This is a genomic window from Pseudomonas salicis (genome assembly GCF_057128705.1).
Window position 1 is genome coordinate 456,786 of the sequence record NZ_JBSKHU010000001.1, and the last position, 17,575, is coordinate 474,360.

Below are 17,575 nucleotides of genomic sequence, written 5' to 3' on the forward strand. Positions count from 1 at the left end.
GGGTTGTTGGACTTCCTCTGTAGCAGTTGGCCGTTCGTTCCCCATTCCCACTGAACTGTGACCCACCCTGCGGGTCGATTTGAAACGATGCGCGACGCAGCCTTTTGCGTTGCGCCGACTTTTCGACTCGACAAGGAACCCGCCCCATGTCCAGCAAAACCGTCGCCGATTACCTCGCCCAGACCCTCGCCGCCGCAGGCGTTTCCAAGATATGGGGGGTGAGCGGCGACAGCCTGAACGGGCTGACCGACAGCCTCGAACGGCTGGGCAAGATCCAGTGGATGCACACTCGTCACGAGGAGGTCGCCGCGTTTGCTGCCGGGGCTGAGGCCGCGTCGACCGGTAAGCTGGCGGTCTGCGCAGGCAGTTGCGGTCCGGGCAATCTGCACTTGATCAACGGCCTGTATGACTGCCACCGCAGCCGCGTGCCGGTGCTGGCGATTGCCGCGCAGATCCCGTCTTCGGAAATCGGTCTCAACTATTTTCAGGAAACCCACCCCACCGAACTGTTCAAGGAGTGCAGTCACTTCGTTGAGGCGGTGAGCAGCGCCGAGCAGTTTCCTCGCGTGCTGGAACGGGCCATGCGTGCGGCCATCAGTGAGCGGGGCGTCGCGGTGATTGTGATCCCGGGGGACGTCGCGCTGTTGCCCGCGCCTGAAGCCAAGCCGGCGTGGGTCGACGTCAGCCCTGCGCGGGTGATCCCCGCCGAAAAGGATTTGCAGCAACTGGTGACGCTGCTCGACAAGTCGAAAAGCGTGACGATTCTGGCCGGTGCTGGCTGTGCCGAGGCACACGATCAAGTCGTCGCGTTGGCCGAAAAGCTGTCCGCGCCAGTTGTTCACGCCCTGCGCGGCAAGCAATACATCGAATACGCCAACCCCTTCGACGTGGGCATGACCGGCCTCATCGGCTTCAGCTCGGGCTATCACGCGATGATGTCCTGCGACACGCTGTTGGTCCTGGGCAGCAGTTTTCCGTACCGCAATTTCTACCCGGAAAAAGCCAACATCATTCAGATCGATATCGACGCGGCGGCCCTTGGTCGTCGTGTGCCGTTGACGCTCGGGCTGGAAGGCGGGATCGCTGAAACCATCGTCGCGCTGTTGCCGAGGATCAAAGCCCACACCGACCGCAAGTTTCTCGACAAAGCGCTGGATCATTACGCCAAGGCCCGCGAAGAACTGGACGAACTGGCCACGCCTTCGCCCCACGGCGAGCCGATTCACCCGCAGTACCTGACGCGCATGGTCGATGCCTACGCCGATCCGGACACGATCTTCACGGTTGATGTCGGGACCCCGACGTTGTGGGCGGCGCGCTACCTGACCATGAACGGCCAACGCTCGCTGTTGGGTTCGTTCAATCATGGCTCCATGGCTAATGCCATGCCTCAGGCCTTGGGCGCAAAAGCGTCGTTCCCGCAACGCCAGGTGGTGGCGCTGTGTGGTGATGGTGGCCTGTCGATGCTGCTGGGTGACTTGCTGAGCATTCGCCAGCTCAACCTGCCGATCAAAATCGTGGTGTTCAACAACAGCTCGCTGGGCTTTGTCGCAATGGAGATGCAGGCCAGCGGGTACGTGCCCCATGACACCGATTTCAATGCTACCAATTTCGCCAACATCGCCATCGGTGCGGGCATTCTGGGGATTCGCGTGGAAGACTCTGCTGACCTGCCCAACGCCCTGAAAAAAGCCTTCGAGCATCCGGGCCCGGTGGTGGTGGACGTGGTCACGGCGAAACAGGAACTGGGCCTGCCGCCGAAAATCAAACTGGCCCAGGCCAAGGGCTTCAGCCTGTTCATGCTCAAGGCCGTGATGAGCGGCAAGGCCGATCAGGTGCTGGAATTGGCGAAAACCAACTTCCGCTAGCGCGCAGGGCTATCTGTAGCTGCCCGCCAGGCCGGACGGCTACAGGTGCTTTACACCACGTTCAAGCACTCACGAAATAATCGCTGCAACGGCAATTGCCGATTGGCATGGCGCATCACCACGGCCAATTCGCGGTAGAAGGTCAGGGCGCCGAGGTCGATGACCCTGATCTGTGTCGCACGCTCCAGCCACAGCCCGGCCCTTGGCACCAGCGACACCCCCAATCCTGCCTCGACCATTCGCACAATCGCGTCCACTTCATCCAGTTCCAGGCCCGCTTGGGTCTCGATCTTCTGTTCACGCAGGAAACGGGTCACCCGGCGTCCGCCGAACGAATGCCGGTCATAGCGCACGAAACGCCGTTCGCGCAGCAGTTGCAGTGGGTCATCTCCTTTTACAGAGGCCGGGGCGATGAGGACGAAAGGCTCGCGCTCGATGACCTCAAGGTGCAGTTCCTTGGGCAGCGAAAAGGGCGGTCGGATCAGGATCGCCACGTCGATTTCCCCTGCGTCGACGCGGTTCAGCAGCGTCTGCGACACGCCGGGCACCACCTTGGCTTCGACGGTCGGCGCCAGCGTGTTGAGCTGCACCAGCGCGGCGGGCAGCAGCCCGGTCTGCACGGTGGCGATGGCGCCGATCACCAGTTCGCCGTAATACCCGGTATCAGCCGTCGGCGCCGCCATGCGTTCGAACCGCTCGACAATGTCCTGCGCCATCGGCAACGCGCGCTGCCCGGCAGCATTGAGCGTGGCGCTGCGACCACTGCGGTCGAACAGCGTCGTGCCCAAGGCTTTTTCCAGGGTTCGGATTTGCGCACTGACCGCCGACTGGGTCAGTCCGATCTGATTGCCCGCCGCAACGAACGTACCCAGTCGCTGGACCGTGAGAAAGGTTTTCAGCTCGCGAATCATGGCAACTCACTGATCGAAATTATTGTGGCTCGACGCGAAAATTATGATCTTTCAATCAAGGAATCAATGGGTAAAGATGGCCGCATCCCGAAAAGAGGAACATTGACCGTGACCGCTACTACCCGGACGATCTCGCCGTTTCACCTCGCCATCCCCGTGTACGACCTCGCCGCTGCGCGACACTTCTATGCCAGCGTGTTCAACCTGCCGGAAGGCCGCTCCAGCGACCACTGGGTGGACTTCGATTTTTTCGGTCACCAACTGGTGATCCATGAACACCCGAAAACCGATTCCCAGGCCCACGCCGGCAGCAACGCGGTGGACGGCCATGACGTGCCGGTGCCGCATTTTGGTGTGGTGCTGGGCTGGGAAGAATGGGAAGCGCTGGCGGAGCGTTTGAAGGGGCAGGGTGTCAAGTTCGTGATCGAGCCTTACGTGCGCTTCAAGGGCCAGGTGGGCGAGCAGGCGACCATGTTCCTGTTTGACCCCTGCGGCAATGCGCTGGAGTTCAAGGCGTTCAAAGACATCGGGCAGTTGTTTGCGAAATGAATCTTTGAAACTGGGTCTTGAGACCCCCTACGATCTGTGGGAGCGAATTCGCTCCCACAGTGAACTCAACGAGACCTCAAGACTTGCGATAATTGGATCCCGCCTAAACATCGTTAGATGAATGTCTCAGCGTTTTAAGATGTTCTTTCTACGTCTATAAAGTGACCGATAAGTTTCATCGACGACCGGTCTCAACTCCTTTCATTACCGGCCGAAGTATATTTCAGGCCGCGTCTTCCCTTTCTCCGCTTAAACCCGTAAAAAGCCCGGCGCGCGCCTGACCGGCCACGCATTCCCGTCGCTGTCATTCTTGGTTATGGACACAATCGTATGATCAAAAGTCTGGGTTTCAGCAGAAAGATCCTGCTGGCCGCTGCACTGATAGTTGTTGTTGCTTTTAGCTGTTTCATCCTGGTCAACGATTACCGCCAGCGTGAAACTCTCAAGAACAACGTTGACGCCGAATTACAACAACTGGGAAGTCTGACCACGCAAAACATCCAGACGTGGCTGGACAGTCGGACTCAACTCCTCAACTCCATGGCCCAGCAAGTGGCGGCCGACGGTCCATCCGCGAGCAGCCTGCAGCGCATCGTTGGCCTGCCGGTGTACGGCGACAATTTCCAGCTGAGCTATTTTGGCGGCAAGGACGGCCTGATGTTCTCAGTGCCTGCGGGCAACCGTGCGGCCGATTACGACCCTCGCGCCCGTGGTTGGTATAAAGCAGCGGATGCGGCGCAAGGCATCATCGTGACCGAGCCTTACATTGCCGCGTCGTCTGGCAAGCTGGTGGTGACCCTGGCCACGCCGGTGCGTCAGCAGGGTCAGATGATCGGTGTCGCAGGGGCAGACATTGCTTTGGACGCCATCAGCAAGACCATCAACTCGCTGAATTTCGGGGGGCACGGCTATGCGTACATCGTCAGCGCCGACGGCAAAATCCTGATTCACCCGGACAGCAAACTGCTGCTCAAGAACGTCAGCGAGGCCTATCCGAACGGCGCACCGAAAATCGTGCCCGGCGTGTACCAGATCGAGTCCGGTGGCAAGGCGCAGTTCATCTCGTTCACCAAGGTCGAAGGCCTGTCCTCGGCGAACTGGTACGTGGCGTTGGTGCTCGACCAGGACACCGCCTATTCGATGCTCAGTGAATTCCGTTCCTCGGCCATCACCGCGATGGTCATCGCCGTAGCAATCATCATGGTGTTGCTGGGCTTGTTGATTCGCGTGCTGATGCAGCCGCTGCACCAGATGGGTCGCGCCATGCAGGACATCGCCGACGGCGAGGGCGACCTGACCAAACGCCTGTCGATCGTGTCGCAAGACGAATTCGGCGCGCTGGCACAGTCGTTCAACCGGTTTGTCGAGCGTATTCATGGCTCGATCCGCGAAGTGGCGTCCACGGCGGGGCAGTTGGGTGAAGTCGCGGCCCGTGTGGTCGGCGCGTCCAACTCGTCCATGGGCAACTCCGATCAGCAGGCCAGCCGCACCAGCAGCGTGGCCGCCGCGATCAACCAGCTCGGCGCCGCCGCGCAGGAAATCGCACAGAACGCTGCGTTGGCCTCGCAGCATTCCAGCGAAGCCACGCAACTGGCCAGCGAAGGGCAGGGCGTCGTGACCCAGACCATCAAGGCGATGCATCAGCTGTCGGACAAGATCAGCGAATCCTGCGTGAACATCGAAACGCTGAACGCCAAGACCGCCAACATCGGCCAGATTCTGGAAGTGATCACCGGCATCTCCCAACAGACCAACCTACTGGCGCTGAACGCGGCCATCGAAGCGGCGCGTGCGGGTGAAGCGGGTCGTGGCTTTGCGGTGGTGGCGGATGAAGTGCGCAACCTGGCGCACCGCACCCAGGATTCGGCGCAGCAAGTGCAGGGCATGATCGAAGAGCTGCAAGTCGGCGCCCGCGACGCGGTGGTCAACATGACCGAAAGTCAGCGTCAGAGTGAGAACAGCGTGACCATCGCCAACCAGGCCGGCGAACGCCTCAACAGCGTGACCCGCCGCATCGGCGAAATCGACGGCATGAACCAGTCGGTGGCGACGGCGACGGAAGAGCAGACAGCGGTGGTCGAGTCGATCAACGTCGACATCACCGAAATCAACACGCTGAACCAGGAAGGGGTCGACAACCTCAAGTCAACGCTGGACGCCTGTACCCACCTGGAACATCAGGCGGCGCGGTTGCAGCATCTGGTGGGGACGTTTCGGATTTAACGAGCTATGGCTCGCCGTATTTGGCGGGTGTACGCGTAATAACTGTGGGAGCGAATTCATTCGCGAAGCGGGGCGTCAGGCGATGGAGAGGTGTCGCCCGTGCCACCTTCGCGAATAAATTCGCTCCCACAGGTGGTGTTGCCAACTGTGTTGCAGGGGGCTCTCACTCAAAGCTGTTCAGGCAACCCGGCAGCCCTGCGCAATCCCAGATGCAACGCTGTGCCGAACATCTGTCCATGGTTCCTGCCGTTGAATGGCTGGTAACTCGCCTCGGTCCCCGGCAGTTGCGCCAGGTGTTCCGCCAACAAGCGGTTGGCCTCTTTGGGCACCGCTGACATGGCCTTTCTTCTTTCCTCGGAACCCCCGTCGAATTGCGCGATGGGCGGTTTGCCTTCCCGTTCTCCCTTGACCAGCCGCACCGTGCGCGTTGTGCCAGCGGGAAACGCGGTCAGCGCCATGCCGTTGTCGTAGGTGATCGGCTGATACCAGAGGGAGGCGCTGGCGGCGATCCAGGTCTGGAACGCTTCCGGTCGCTGCAGCAAAGCATAGAGTGTGAACAGCCCGCCGAACGAATGCCCCCACAAGGTCTGCCGTTTCAGATCGACGCTGTACTGCGCCTGCACCTCGGGTTTGATTGTCGTGAGGATCAACGCCAGAAACGCTTTTGACGTCTCCCCGGTGTAATCCCGTGTGCGCTGTTCGCCGTCGTAGGTCCCGTCGATGTCGTAGCCGATCATCACCAGCAGCGGCGGGGCGCCTGCGCTCAATTCACCCAGCCAGTCGTCCTGCACCTCGGCCATGACGTTGTTGCCGTCCAGCAAGTACATCACCGGGTAGCCCGACGCAGGCGGTGCGCTGCGCGGGATGCCGATGTCCAGCCGGTAATGCCGTTGATGATCGGGGGAGTCGATGTTCAGACGTTCGAAGCGGTAGTGGGCAGAGCCGATTTCAGCCAAGGGGTGGGTCTCCTGATGGTCGGCGATTGCCAGCAGAGGCAGCGCGCCGAGCACGATAACGGTCAACGATTTCATCCAGTTCATCGGAGCGTGCCGGAAAGTGAGGGTTCACCAGCGTGCCCCGGCGCGTGCCGGTTGTCTATTTCGCGTGCGCCCTAAACCGGCACTTTGCGCGAACATGTCGACAAAAGCCGCGAAAAATCTCGCATCAAATGGTCAACGAACTGTTATCCGAGGTTCATCCACGGGTCACGGAAATGCCACATGGTCTCTCTAATGTCGGTCGCACCGAGCACGCTCCAGGACGGACCGGGCGGCTGACATTCACCCCTGGCAGGACGCCGGAACCGAAACACATGACAAGAGAAGCCCCATGAACCCAGCTATCCATGTCGACCGTTTGAACAAGACATTTGCCCGCAAAACCGCTCTGGTTGACCTTGCATTGTCTATACAACCCGGAGAAATGGTGGCGCTGATCGGCGCTTCCGGCTCGGGCAAATCCACCCTGTTGCGACATCTGGCCGGACTCGCCTGCTGCGATCGCAACAACGGCGGCAGCGTCCGCGTGCTGGGCCGTGAGGTTCAGGCGGCGGGTCGCCTCAATGGCCAAGTCCGCCGTCTGCGCGCCGACATCGGCTACATCTTTCAGCAATTCAATCTGGTCAACCGCCTGAGCGTGCTGGACAACGTCCTGCTCGGCTGCCTGGGTCGCATGCCGCGCTGGCGTGGCAGCCTCGGGATGTTCAACGCCGAGGAAAAAGCCCGCGCCATGGCCAACCTGGACCGCGTCGGGCTGGCAGACCTCGCTCAGCAGCGCGCGTCGACGTTGTCCGGCGGCCAGCAACAACGGGTCGCCATCGCCCGCGCACTGACCCAGCAGGCCGAAGTCATTCTGGCCGACGAACCCATCGCGTCACTGGACCCCGAGTCCGCCCGCAAGGTCATGGAAATCCTCGCTGACATCAACCGTCAGGACGGCAAGACCGTGGTCGTCACCCTTCATCAAGTGGACTACGCCGTGCGCTATTGCCCACGGGCCGTGGCGCTCAAGGGTGGCCGCATTCATTTCGACGGCAATGGCGCCGACCTTAACGGTCAGTTCCTCAACGACCTCTACGGCGCCGATGCCGACGCCAGCCTGATGTTCGCCGATCAGGGCCGCAATCCCAGCCAGCCCCCGCGATTGGCGCTGGCCCGGGCCTGATTGTTCATCACAGAACAGCACCCCACAACAACACCTCAACCCATGTTCCAGGAGCTCTCCATGTTGAACCGTATCGGTCGCGTGTTCGCGTCTGCCGCTCTCGTTGCCGGCTGCCTGACGGGCGCCGCGCACGCAGATGAAAGCACCCTCAACTTCGGCATCATGTCCACCGAGTCGTCGCAGAACCTGAAAAGCGTCTGGCAACCGTTCCTCGACGACATGTCGAAAAAGACCGGCCTGAAAGTCAACGCCACCTTCGCTTCCGACTACGCGGGTCTGATTCAGGGCATGCGTTTCAACAAGGTCGACGTGGCCTGGCTGGGTAACAAGGCGGCGATGGAAGCCGTTGACCGTTCCGGTGGCGAGATCTTCGCCCAGACCGCTGCCGCCAACGGCGCGCCGGGTTACTGGAGCGTGATCATTGCGCGCAAGGACAGCCCGATCAATTCCATCGACGACATGTTCAAGCACGCCAAGGAACTGACCTTCGGCAACGGTGACCCGAACTCCACGTCCGGCTACCTGGTGCCGGGCTATTACGTGTTCGCCAAGAACCACGTCGATGCCGCCACTGCCTTCAAACGTACCCTGAACTCCAGCCACGAAGTGAACGCCCTGAGCGTCGCCAAGGGCCAGCTCGACGTCGCCACCTTCAACACCGAGAGCTGGGACCGTCTGGAAGTCACGCAGCCGGAAAGCGCGGCCAAGCTCAAGGTGATCTGGAAGTCGCCAATCATCCCGGCCGACCCGATGGTCTGGCGCAAGGGCATGTCCGACGAGACCAAAAACAAGGTCCGCGATTTCTTCGCCAATTACGGCGATACCGACGAAGAAAAGGCTGTGCTGAAGAACATGCAGATGGGCAAGTTCCTCAAGTCCTCGGACGACCAGCTGCTGACCATCCGCCAGCTGGAACTGTTCAAGCAGAAGACCGAAACCACCGCCAGCACCAGCCTGAGCGCCGATGAAAAGAGCGCGAAGCTGAAAGAGATCGACGCCGGCCTGACCGAGCTGCAAGACCGCATCACCGAGCTGGAAAAACAGAACACCGCCAAGGCGGGCTAATCGGCTAACCGGCCGATCGGCAGGCGCGGTGGCCAAACCGTCGCGTCTGCTGCAACCCATAGATACCGGGACTCTGTCATGAGCACTCATGCTGTATACGCTGACGCCGTCGGCAAGCGCACCTGGCCGCAATACCTGGGCTGGGGCATCTTCTTCGCGATGATGGCCTGGGCCTGGCACGGCGCCGAGATGAACCCGCTGGCGCTGGTCCGCGACTCCGGCAACATGGCGACCTTCGCCGCCGACTTCTTCCCCCCAGATTTCCACGAATGGCGCTCGTACCTCCAAGAGATGATCGTCACGGTGCACATCGCCCTGTGGGGCACGCTGCTGGCGATCGTCTGCTCGGTGCCGCTGGGCGTGCTCTGCGCCGACAACATCACCCCGTGGTGGATTCATCAACCGCTGCGCCGGGTCATGGATTCGTTCCGCTCCATCAATGAAATGGTCTTCGCGATGCTATTTGTGGTCGCGGTGGGTCTTGGGCCGTTTGCCGGTGTTCTGGCGTTGTGGATCAGCACCACGGGCGTGCTGGCCAAGCTCTTCGCCGAGGCCGTCGAAGCCATCGATCCAGGCCCGGTGGAAGGGGTGCGCGCCACCGGTGCCAGCGCCTTGCAGGAAGTGATCTTCGGGGTTATCCCGCAAGTCATGCCGCTGTGGATTTCCTACGCCTTGTACCGCTTCGAATCCAACGTGCGCTCGGCGACGGTGGTGGGGATGGTCGGCGCGGGTGGCATCGGCGTGATCCTCTGGGAAAACATCCGCGCGTTTCAGTTCACCCAGACCTGTTCGGTGCTGCTGGTGATCATCGTGGTGGTCAGCGTCATCGACATCTTCTCCCAGCGCCTGCGCAAGCAGTTCATCTAACGATCACGACAGGAGAGGGTGCGAACCCTTTTTTTAGCCATGCACTTGTCTAGACAATCCGAACCCGTCTACCGGGAACTCGCAGACACCCTGCGTAACGAGCTGAACCACTACATCGCCGGTGAGTTCCTGCCTGCTGAAACCCAGCTGGCCGCGCGCTTCGACGTCAACCGCCACACCGTGCGCCGGGCCATCGACGAATTGGTGCGCGAAGGCAGCCTGTTGCGCCGCCAGGGCAAAGGCACGCAGGTGCTAGGCCGTCCGCTGGTGTACCCGGTGGCCGCCGAAAGTGCCTACAGCCAGTCGTTGTCGGCCTTGGGGCACGGTGTTGAGGCGGTGTTGCTGCAGCGCCGTCACTGTGTCGCGACCCGTGAAGAGGCCGAGCATCTGGGCCTTGAAGAACACGCGCCGCTGATCGAATTGCAAACCCTGCGGCGCCTCGACGGCCAGCCGGTGAGCCTGATCCGCCACCGCTATTGCGCCAGCCGTGCCGCCCTGGTGGCCGATTACAAAAACGGCTCGGTGCGCCAGTACCTCGCGTCCCGCGACCTGCCGTTGACCCGCACCTTCAGCCTGATCGGCGCCCGGCTGCCCAGCCGCGAAGAGGCCGGCGTGTTGCTGATGCCGCGCCACTTGCCCGCGCTGACGGTGCTCACCCTTTCCCGTGATGCCGACGGACACCCGGTGGAGATTGCCCATTCCACCAGCCGCTCCGACCGCTTCCAGTATCAGATCGTCACCTGATGGAGATGCCCTCGATGACTGCTTCATCCGCTTTCACCACGCCCCCCGAACACGCAGCACGCCAGCACTGGATCGGCGTGTTGTCCCGCACGCAACGCAAGGATTTGCAGCCTCACGAAGACGCCCTGCGCGACGTCGAGTATCAGCTGATCCGCGCCCCTGAAATTGGCATGACCCTGGTCCGTGGCCGCATGGGCGGCAGCGGGGCGGCGTTCAACCTCGGCGAGATGACCGTGACCCGCTGCGTGGTGCGCCTCGGCGACGGGCGCACCGGTTACAGCTACCTGGCCGGGCGCGACAAGGCCCACGCCGAACTGGCCGCCCTGGCCGATGCTCACCTGCAAGGCGCGCAACAGGCCCACTGGCTGCGTGAACTGATCGAACCCCTGGCTAAGGCCCACGCCGAACGCCGGTCCCAACAACACGCCGAAACCGCCGCGACCAAGGTGGACTTCTTCACGCTGGTTCGAGGAGAAAACTGATGAACACGACGCTCGCCACCGCTTCGCTTTTACAGCCTGCCTTCGCCGACCCGGTGCTGGACGCCCAGCGCAGTTTCCGCGCTGCCCTCAAGGCCCTCGCCGGACCGGGCGTGGCCCAGAGCCTGTCCTCGGCGCAAATCCCGCCGCACCTCGAAGGCCTCGCCTCGGCCAGTCACGCCCTGTGCCTTGCCTTGCTGGACGTCGACACGCCGCTGTGGCTCGCCCCCACATTCGACACCCAGGCGATTCGCGCCAACCTGACCTTTCACTGCGGTTGCCCCATCGTCAGCGACCGCCAGAACGCACGCTTTGCCTTGCTCGATGACAGCCAGCTCCATGACCTGAGCGGCTTCGACCTGGGCAACGACCGCTACCCCGATCAGTCCTGCACGTTGCTGGTTCAGTTGCCGAGCCTGCAAGGCGGTCGCCAGTTGGCGTGGCAAGGGCCGGGCATCGAAAGCAAAAACCACGTCAGCCTGCCGTTGCAGGACGCCTTCTGGGCCGAGCGCAGCGCACGCAACGATTTTCCCCGTGGCATCGACGTGTTCTTCGTTGCGGGCAGCGAGTTGATGGGACTGCCGCGCAGCACCCACGTCCTGTCGAATGGAGGTGTCTGATGTACGTTGCCGTGAAAGGTGGCGAACAGGCCATCGACAACGCTCACAAGTTGCTCGCAAAAAAGCGCCGGGGTGACACCTCCGTCGCGGAACTGGGCGTCGAACAGATTCGTCAGCAACTGCCCCTGGCCGTCGCTCGGGTGATGACCGAAGGTTCGCTGTACGACACCGAACTCGCCGCGCTGGCGATCAAGCAGGCAGCGGGCGATCTGGTGGAAGCGATCTTCCTGCTGCGCGCCTATCGCACCACGCTGCCGCGCTTCGCCGCGAGCCTGCCTATCGACACCTCGGCGATGCAGATCAGCCGTCGTTTGTCAGCGACCTTCAAGGACGTGCCCGGCGGTCAACTGCTCGGCCCGACCTTCGACTACACCCACCGCCTGCTGGATTTCACCCTGCTGGCGGAAGGCGTGTTCCCCGGTCCGCAAACCCGCCCTGACGCCACTGTCGAGGCCTGTCCTCGGGTCTCGGGTCTGTTGGCGAAAGAAGGCTTGATCAAGGACGAACCGGACACCGGTGCGCCGGTCGCCGACATCACCCGCGAGCCGCTGGAATACCCGGCCAGCCGCGCCGAGCGCCTGCAAGCGCTGGCCCGTGGCGACGAAGGTTTCCTGTTGGCGCTGGGCTATTCGACCCAACGGGGCTACGGCCGCAATCACCCGTTTGCCGGGGAGATTCGTGTCGGTGAGGTCGAGGTGTGGATCGAGCCGGAGGAACTGGGCTTTCCGATTTCCATCGGCGCCATCGAGGTCACCGAGTGCGAGATGGTCAACCAGTTCGTAGGTTCGGCCACCGAGCTGCCGCAGTTCACCCGGGGTTACGGCCTGACCTTTGGCCACGCCGAGCGCAAGGCCATGGGCATGGCGCTGGTGGACCGCTCGCTGCGCGCCGGGGAGTACGCCGAAGAAGTCGTCTCGCCCGCGCAACAGGAAGAATTCGTCCTCGCTCACTGCGACAACGTCGATGCCTCGGGCTTCGTGTCGCACCTGAAACTGCCGCACTACGTGGACTTCCAGGCCGAACTGGAACTGGTCCGCAAGCTGCGCGCGCCTGCAAAGGAGTCGGCCCAATGAACGCCGCCACTGACCCTCGACAACAACCTCGCCCGCAGCGCGACGAGGCGTACAACTTCGCCTACCTGGACGAACAGACCAAACGCATGATCCGTCGTGGCCTGCTCAAGGCCGTGGCGATTCCCGGTTACCAAGTGCCGTTCGGCGGCCGTGAAATGCCACTGCCCTATGGTTGGGGCACCGGCGGCATGCAGCTGACCGCCGCAATCCTCGGCGCCGAAGACGTGCTCAAGGTCATCGACCAGGGCGCTGACGACACTACCAACGCGGTGTCGATCCGCCGCTTCTTCGCCCGCACCGCTGGCGTCGAAACCACCGAGCGCACCCCGGACGCGACGATCATCCAGACCCGCCACCGCATGCCGGAAACGCCGCTGCACGCCGGTCAGATCATGGTCTTGCAGGTACCGATTCCCGAACCGCTGCGCTTCATCGAGCCGTCGGAGACCGAAACCCGCACCATGCACGCGCTCAACGATTACGGGGTGATGCACGTCAAGCTGTACGAAGACATCGCCACCTTCGGCCACATCGCCACGGCCTACGCCTACCCGGTCATGGTGGACGAGCGCTACGTGACGGACCCGTCGCCGATCCCGAAATTCGACAACCCGAAACTCGACATGAACCCGGCACTGATGCTGTTTGGCGCCGGTCGCGAGAAGCGCCTGTACGCCATTCCGCCGTACACCCGCGTCACCAGTCTGGACTTCGAGGATCACCCCTTTGAAGTGCAGAAATGGACACACAACTGCGCCATCTGCGGCAGCCATGACTCGTTCCTCGACGAGCTGATTCTCGACGATCAAGGCACCCAGAGCTTTGTCTGTTCCGACACCGACTATTGCGCGCAACGGGTCAACGAGGGGAGGGCGAAGCCATGATCGCTGCCAGAAACGTGCAACCGGAGGCGATCACCGATCGCAGCCAGCCGCTGCTCAAGGTCAAGGGCCTGGGCAAATTGTACGGCCCGGAAAAGGGCTGCCAGGACGTGAGTTTCGACCTGTATCCCGGCGAAGTGCTGGGCATCGTCGGTGAGTCGGGTTCGGGCAAATCGACCCTGCTCTCGCTGCTCAGTGGCCGTTGCCCGCCAGACAGCGGCGTCATCGATTACCGCGACACGCAAGGCCATTGGCTGGACCTCTACAGCGCCAGCGAAGCCCAGCGCCGCACCTTGCTGCGCACCGAGTGGGGCTTCGTCGAACAGAATCCTCGCGACGGTCTGCGCATGGCGGTTTCGGCAGGCGCCAACATCGGCGAACGCTTGATGGCTCAGGGCGTGCGCAATTACCAGCAACTGCGCGCAGCGGGGCTGGACTGGCTGAATCAGGTGGAGATCGACCCGGCGCGCATCGACGACCTGCCGCGGACCTTTTCCGGTGGCATGCAGCAGCGTTTGCAGATCGCCCGCAACCTCGTGTCCGGCCCGCGTCTGGTGTTCATGGACGAGCCCACCGGCGGCCTCGATGTGTCGGTACAAGCGCGTTTGCTCGACCTGATGCGCGGCCTGGTGCGTGAGCTTGACCTGGCGGTGGTCATCGTCACACACGACCTGGCCGTGGCCCGTCTGCTGGCCGACCGGCTGATGGTGATGCGCCGTTCCCACGTCGTCGAAACCGGCTTGACCGATCAGATCCTCGACGACCCGCAACACCCGTATTCGCAGTTGCTGGTCTCTTCCGTGCTGCAACCTTGAATGCAGCCCTGACCCGACTTTTGGAGTGGCTTTGATGAACACGCTGATCGAGGTCCAGGACCTCTCGAAAACCTTCACCCTGCACCAGCAGAACGGGGTGGTGCTCAACGTGCTGCGCGGCCTGAATTTCTCGGTGCGCGGCGGCGAATGCCTGGTGCTGCACGGGCATTCCGGCGCGGGCAAAAGCACCTTGCTGCGCACGCTGTACGGCAACTACCTGCCTGCGGGCGGCAGCATTCGGGTGAAGCATCAGAACCAATGGCTGGAACTGGTCGGTGCCGAGCCTCGGCAAGTGCTTGAAGTGCGTCAACAGACGCTGGGCTACGTCAGCCAGTTTCTGCGAGTGATCCCCCGGGTCGCGACGCTGGACGTGGTGATGGAACCGGCCCTGGCCCGTGGCTGGAGCCGCGAAGAGGCCAAGGCCCGCGCCGAACTGCTGCTGGCCCGGCTGAACATTCCACAAAGCCTGTGGCAGCTGGCGCCGGGGACTTTTTCTGGCGGCGAGCAACAGCGCGTCAACATCGCCCGCGGTTTCATGGTGCCGTGGCCGGTGATGCTGCTGGACGAACCCACCGCGTCGCTGGACGACAGCAACCGGGCCGTGGTGCTGGAACTGATCAACGAAGCCAAACACGCCGGTGCCGCCCTGATCGGCATCTTCCACGACCGCCTGGCCCGCGAAGCGGTGTCCGACCGCGTGCTCGACATGACCCCTCAACAACTGCCCGACAAGCACCTGACGGCCAAGGAGTTGCTGCAATGCTGAACGAACAGATCCTGACCAACGCCCGCATCGTCACCGCCGATCAGGTGTTCACTGGCACCGTCGTCCTGCGTGACGGGATGATCAGAGACGTGCAGACCGGCGTGAGCTATCTGCCGCAGGCGCAGAACCTCGATGGCGATTACCTGCTGCCGGGGCTGGTCGAGCTGCACACCGACAACCTGGAAAAACACCTCAGCCCGCGCCCCGGCGTGGACTGGCCGTCGGCCTCGGCGGTGATCAGCCACGACGCGCAGATCATCGCGGCCGGCATCACCACGGTGTTCGACGCGCTGTCCATCGGCGACGTCAACCCCAAGGGCAAGCGCATGCAGCAACTGCCGGGGATGGTCGAAGCCATCGCCCGTGCCAACGCCACTGACACCACCCGCGCGGAACATCGCCTGCACCTGCGCTGCGAAGTCTGCCACCCGGACACCCTGAGCGTGTTCCGCGACCTGGTGGAGCAGCCGCTGGTGCAACTGGTGTCGACCATGGACCATTCGCCGGGCCAGCGTCAGTTCGCCCTTGAATCCAAGTACCGTGAGTACTACATGGGCAAATACCACCTGAGCAATCAGCAGATGGATGAATTCATCGTCGAGCAGGTCGCCAATTCGAAGATTTACAGTGACCGTTACCGCAAGGCCATCGTCGACATCTGCCTGGCGCGTGGCCTGTCGGTGGCCAGTCATGACGACGCGACGGTCGAGCACGTCGAGGAGTCCGCAGGCTATGGCATGACCATCGCCGAGTTCCCGACCACCCTGGAAGCGGCGCAGGCCTGCCGTCGTCTGGACATGAGCGTGCTGATGGGCGCGCCGAACATCGTCCGTGGCGGCTCGCACTCCGGCAACATCGCGGCGGCGACCCTTGCTAAAGAAGGGCTACTGGATATTCTCTCCAGCGATTACTATCCGGCGAGTCTGTTGCAGGCCGCGTTCACCCTCGGTGCGCAACTGGACGACGATCAGCCGCAGACGGGCGCAGGGCTGGCAAAAGCCGTCACCACCGTAAGCCTGGCGCCCGCGCGTTCGGCGGGGTTGCAGGACCGTGGCGAGATCCGCGTCGGCCTGCGCGCCGATCTGATCCATGCCCGTGCCGTGGGCAACCTGCCGGTGATTCAGCAGGTCTGGCGACAAGCGAAGAGGGTTTTCTGATGGCAGGCAGGTTGATCTATCTCATCGGACCGTCCGGTTCGGGCAAGGACAGCCTGCTGGATGCCGCGCGCGAACCCCTGGCCTCTCGGGGCTGCCGGATCGTGCGCCGGGTCATTACCCGTTCGGCGGAAGCCAAGGGCGAGGCGGCGCAGGCCGTCAGCGTCGAGCAATTCGCCGAGATGCAGGCTCAGGGCGCGTTTGCCCTGAGCTGGTTCGCCAACGGCCTGCATTACGGTATCCCGAACGAGATCGATCAATGGCTGGCCGACGGTCACGACGTGCTGATCAACGGTTCGCGGGGGCATCTGCCACAGGCGCGGGCGCGTTATCCCGATTTGTGGGTGGTGTTGCTGAGTGTCGATCAGGTGGTCTTGCGCCAGCGGTTGCTGGCGCGGGGCCGTGAGTCGGCGCAGGAGGTCGAGGCACGGCTGTCGCGCAACGCGCAGTTTGCCGATGACCTGCTGGCTGCTGCCGGGCCTGCGAACGGCGCATCGATTCTCTTGCTGGACAACTCCGGCGCACTGGAGCAGACCGTCGCCCGCTTGCTGCAACGCCTCGACCGGGAGCACGCATGCGCCTGACGTTATTGGGCACCGGGGATGCGCGACAAGTGCCGGTCTACGGGTGTGAGTGCCCTGCATGCGAAGCGGCCCATGCCGATTCGCGCCTGCGTCGACGCCCGTGTTCGGCGCTGGTTGAACTGGGGGAGCAACGCTGGTTGATCGACAGCGGGCTGCCTGACCTCACCGAACGTTTTCCGCCGCGCAGCCTCAGCGGCATCCTCCAGACCCACTACCACGCCGACCACGCGCAAGGGCTGCTCCATCTGCGCTGGGGGCAGGGACTGGTGATCCCGGTGCACGGCCCGGCGGACCCGGAAGGGCTGTCGGACCTCTACAAGCACCCGGGCATTCTCGATTTCAGCCAACCGTTCGCCGCGTTCGAAACCCGCGTCTTTGGCGAGCTGTCCGTCACGGCGCTGCCGTTATTGCATTCCAAACCGACGCTGGGGTATCTGCTGGAAGGCGGCGGACGCCGGATTGCGTACCTCACCGACACCGTGGGCTTGCCCAACGACACCGCCGCGTACCTGCGTGAGCGAGCGCTGGACGTGCTGATCCTCGACTGTTCGATGCCGCCTCAGCCCCAGACGCCGCGCAACCACAACGATCTGAATCTGGCGTTGCAGATCATCGCGGATTTGCAACCGGGGCAGGGTGTGTTGACCCATGTGGGGCATGCGCTGGATGCGTGGTTGATGGTCCATGAAAGGGAATTGCCGGGGCATGTGATCGTGGCGCGGGACGGAATGACGCTTTAACGTTTTTTCCGCCTTAGTGGCGTCCTTGAGATGGCCCGCCTAACCGATGCATCTTGATTGGCAGGCAAATTTT

At 62.7% G+C, this 17,575-nt stretch carries 18 protein-coding genes and 1 pseudogene; 17 read left to right on the forward strand and 2 right to left on the reverse strand.

Features of this window, described 5'->3' with window-relative positions:
- The first annotated feature begins 146 nt into the window (after nucleotides 1-146).
- On the forward strand, nucleotides 147-1,868 hold the full coding sequence (gene poxB, locus ACWKWE_RS02130) for a ubiquinone-dependent pyruvate dehydrogenase (protein WP_483849465.1): 1,722 nt from the start codon (nucleotides 147-149) through the stop codon (nucleotides 1,866-1,868).
- A gap of 50 nt (nucleotides 1,869-1,918) precedes the next feature.
- Here poxB and ACWKWE_RS02135 read toward each other — a convergent pair whose 3' ends face one another.
- Complete coding sequence (locus ACWKWE_RS02135; RefSeq protein WP_483849466.1) at nucleotides 1,919-2,779, reverse strand: LysR family transcriptional regulator; 861 nt, start codon at nucleotides 2,777-2,779, stop codon at nucleotides 1,919-1,921.
- A 108-nt stretch (nucleotides 2,780-2,887) separates the two neighbouring features.
- Here ACWKWE_RS02135 and ACWKWE_RS02140 point away from each other — a divergent pair, with 108 nt between their 5' ends.
- The 3 genes and pseudogenes from ACWKWE_RS02140 (at nucleotide 2,888) to ACWKWE_RS02150 (ending at nucleotide 5,551) form a co-directional block, all read left to right on the forward strand.
- Nucleotides 2,888-3,328 (forward strand): VOC family protein, encoded by a 441-nt coding sequence (locus ACWKWE_RS02140; RefSeq protein ID WP_341964375.1) that lies wholly within the window; start codon nucleotides 2,888-2,890, stop codon nucleotides 3,326-3,328.
- A 330-nt stretch (nucleotides 3,329-3,658) separates the two neighbouring features.
- Nucleotides 3,659-4,693 (forward strand): annotated as a pseudogene (locus ACWKWE_RS02145) (HAMP domain-containing protein); the annotation flags it as partial.
- A 93-nt stretch (nucleotides 4,694-4,786) separates the two neighbouring features.
- Nucleotides 4,787-5,551, forward strand: a complete 765-nt coding sequence (locus ACWKWE_RS02150; protein WP_371928611.1) for a methyl-accepting chemotaxis protein — start codon at nucleotides 4,787-4,789, stop codon at nucleotides 5,549-5,551.
- 167 nt (nucleotides 5,552-5,718) lie between these two features.
- Here the strand turns inward: ACWKWE_RS02150 and ACWKWE_RS02155 are convergent, their stop codons facing one another.
- Entirely contained in the window at nucleotides 5,719-6,591 is an 873-nt protein-coding gene (locus ACWKWE_RS02155; RefSeq protein WP_483849467.1) for an alpha/beta hydrolase, read from the reverse strand.
- Nucleotides 6,592-6,880: 289 nt separating this feature from the next.
- Here ACWKWE_RS02155 and phnC point away from each other — a divergent pair, with 289 nt between their 5' ends.
- The 13 genes from phnC to phnP all read left to right on the forward strand — a co-directional run bounded on the left by phnC (nucleotide 6,881) and on the right by phnP (nucleotide 17,502).
- Nucleotides 6,881-7,714: a phosphonate ABC transporter ATP-binding protein gene (phnC, locus tag ACWKWE_RS02160; RefSeq protein ID WP_166597769.1), complete on the forward strand. Its 834-nt coding sequence runs from the start codon at nucleotides 6,881-6,883 to the stop codon at nucleotides 7,712-7,714.
- 60 nt (nucleotides 7,715-7,774) lie between these two features.
- A complete protein-coding gene (phnD, locus tag ACWKWE_RS02165) occupies nucleotides 7,775-8,779 on the forward strand; it encodes a phosphonate ABC transporter substrate-binding protein (protein WP_483849468.1) in 1,005 nt (334 codons plus the stop codon).
- 78 nt (nucleotides 8,780-8,857) lie between these two features.
- A complete protein-coding gene (gene phnE, locus ACWKWE_RS02170; RefSeq protein ID WP_166597771.1) occupies nucleotides 8,858-9,646 on the forward strand; it encodes a phosphonate ABC transporter, permease protein PhnE in 789 nt (262 codons plus the stop codon).
- 39 nt (nucleotides 9,647-9,685) lie between these two features.
- Nucleotides 9,686-10,390, forward strand: a complete 705-nt coding sequence (gene phnF / locus ACWKWE_RS02175) for a phosphonate metabolism transcriptional regulator PhnF (protein ID WP_166597772.1) — start codon at nucleotides 9,686-9,688, stop codon at nucleotides 10,388-10,390.
- A gap of 14 nt (nucleotides 10,391-10,404) precedes the next feature.
- The gene (phnG, locus tag ACWKWE_RS02180) at nucleotides 10,405-10,872 is read left to right on the forward strand and encodes a phosphonate C-P lyase system protein PhnG (RefSeq protein ID WP_166597773.1); all 468 of its coding nucleotides are present in this window, start codon (nucleotides 10,405-10,407) and stop codon (nucleotides 10,870-10,872) included.
- The gene (gene phnH, locus ACWKWE_RS02185; protein WP_483849469.1) at nucleotides 10,872-11,489 is read left to right on the forward strand and encodes a phosphonate C-P lyase system protein PhnH; all 618 of its coding nucleotides are present in this window, start codon (nucleotides 10,872-10,874) and stop codon (nucleotides 11,487-11,489) included. Before phnG ends, phnH begins: the two co-directional genes overlap by 1 nt.
- Nucleotides 11,489-12,562 (forward strand): carbon-phosphorus lyase complex subunit, encoded by a 1,074-nt coding sequence (locus ACWKWE_RS02190; protein ID WP_166597775.1) that lies wholly within the window; start codon nucleotides 11,489-11,491, stop codon nucleotides 12,560-12,562. Before phnH ends, ACWKWE_RS02190 begins: the two co-directional genes overlap by 1 nt.
- A complete protein-coding gene (locus ACWKWE_RS02195; RefSeq protein ID WP_483849470.1) occupies nucleotides 12,559-13,446 on the forward strand; it encodes an alpha-D-ribose 1-methylphosphonate 5-phosphate C-P-lyase PhnJ in 888 nt (295 codons plus the stop codon). Before ACWKWE_RS02190 ends, ACWKWE_RS02195 begins: the two co-directional genes overlap by 4 nt.
- Entirely contained in the window at nucleotides 13,443-14,258 is an 816-nt protein-coding gene (phnK, locus tag ACWKWE_RS02200) for a phosphonate C-P lyase system protein PhnK (RefSeq protein WP_483849471.1), read from the forward strand. The genes ACWKWE_RS02195 and phnK overlap by 4 nt, the downstream gene beginning before the upstream one ends.
- A gap of 34 nt (nucleotides 14,259-14,292) precedes the next feature.
- Nucleotides 14,293-15,024 carry a phosphonate C-P lyase system protein PhnL gene (phnL, locus tag ACWKWE_RS02205; protein WP_483849472.1) on the forward strand — a complete coding sequence of 244 codons (732 nt, stop codon included), beginning with the start codon at nucleotides 14,293-14,295 and terminating at the stop codon, nucleotides 15,022-15,024.
- Complete coding sequence (locus ACWKWE_RS02210) at nucleotides 15,018-16,181, forward strand: alpha-D-ribose 1-methylphosphonate 5-triphosphate diphosphatase (RefSeq protein ID WP_483849473.1); 1,164 nt, start codon at nucleotides 15,018-15,020, stop codon at nucleotides 16,179-16,181. The genes phnL and ACWKWE_RS02210 overlap by 7 nt, the downstream gene beginning before the upstream one ends.
- Nucleotides 16,181-16,762 carry a phosphonate metabolism protein/1,5-bisphosphokinase (PRPP-forming) PhnN gene (gene phnN, locus ACWKWE_RS02215; RefSeq protein ID WP_166597780.1) on the forward strand — a complete coding sequence of 194 codons (582 nt, stop codon included), beginning with the start codon at nucleotides 16,181-16,183 and terminating at the stop codon, nucleotides 16,760-16,762. The genes ACWKWE_RS02210 and phnN overlap by 1 nt, the downstream gene beginning before the upstream one ends.
- Nucleotides 16,753-17,502: a phosphonate metabolism protein PhnP gene (gene phnP, locus ACWKWE_RS02220; protein ID WP_483849474.1), complete on the forward strand. Its 750-nt coding sequence runs from the start codon at nucleotides 16,753-16,755 to the stop codon at nucleotides 17,500-17,502. Before phnN ends, phnP begins: the two co-directional genes overlap by 10 nt.
- The last annotated feature ends 73 nt before the right edge of the window (nucleotides 17,503-17,575 follow it).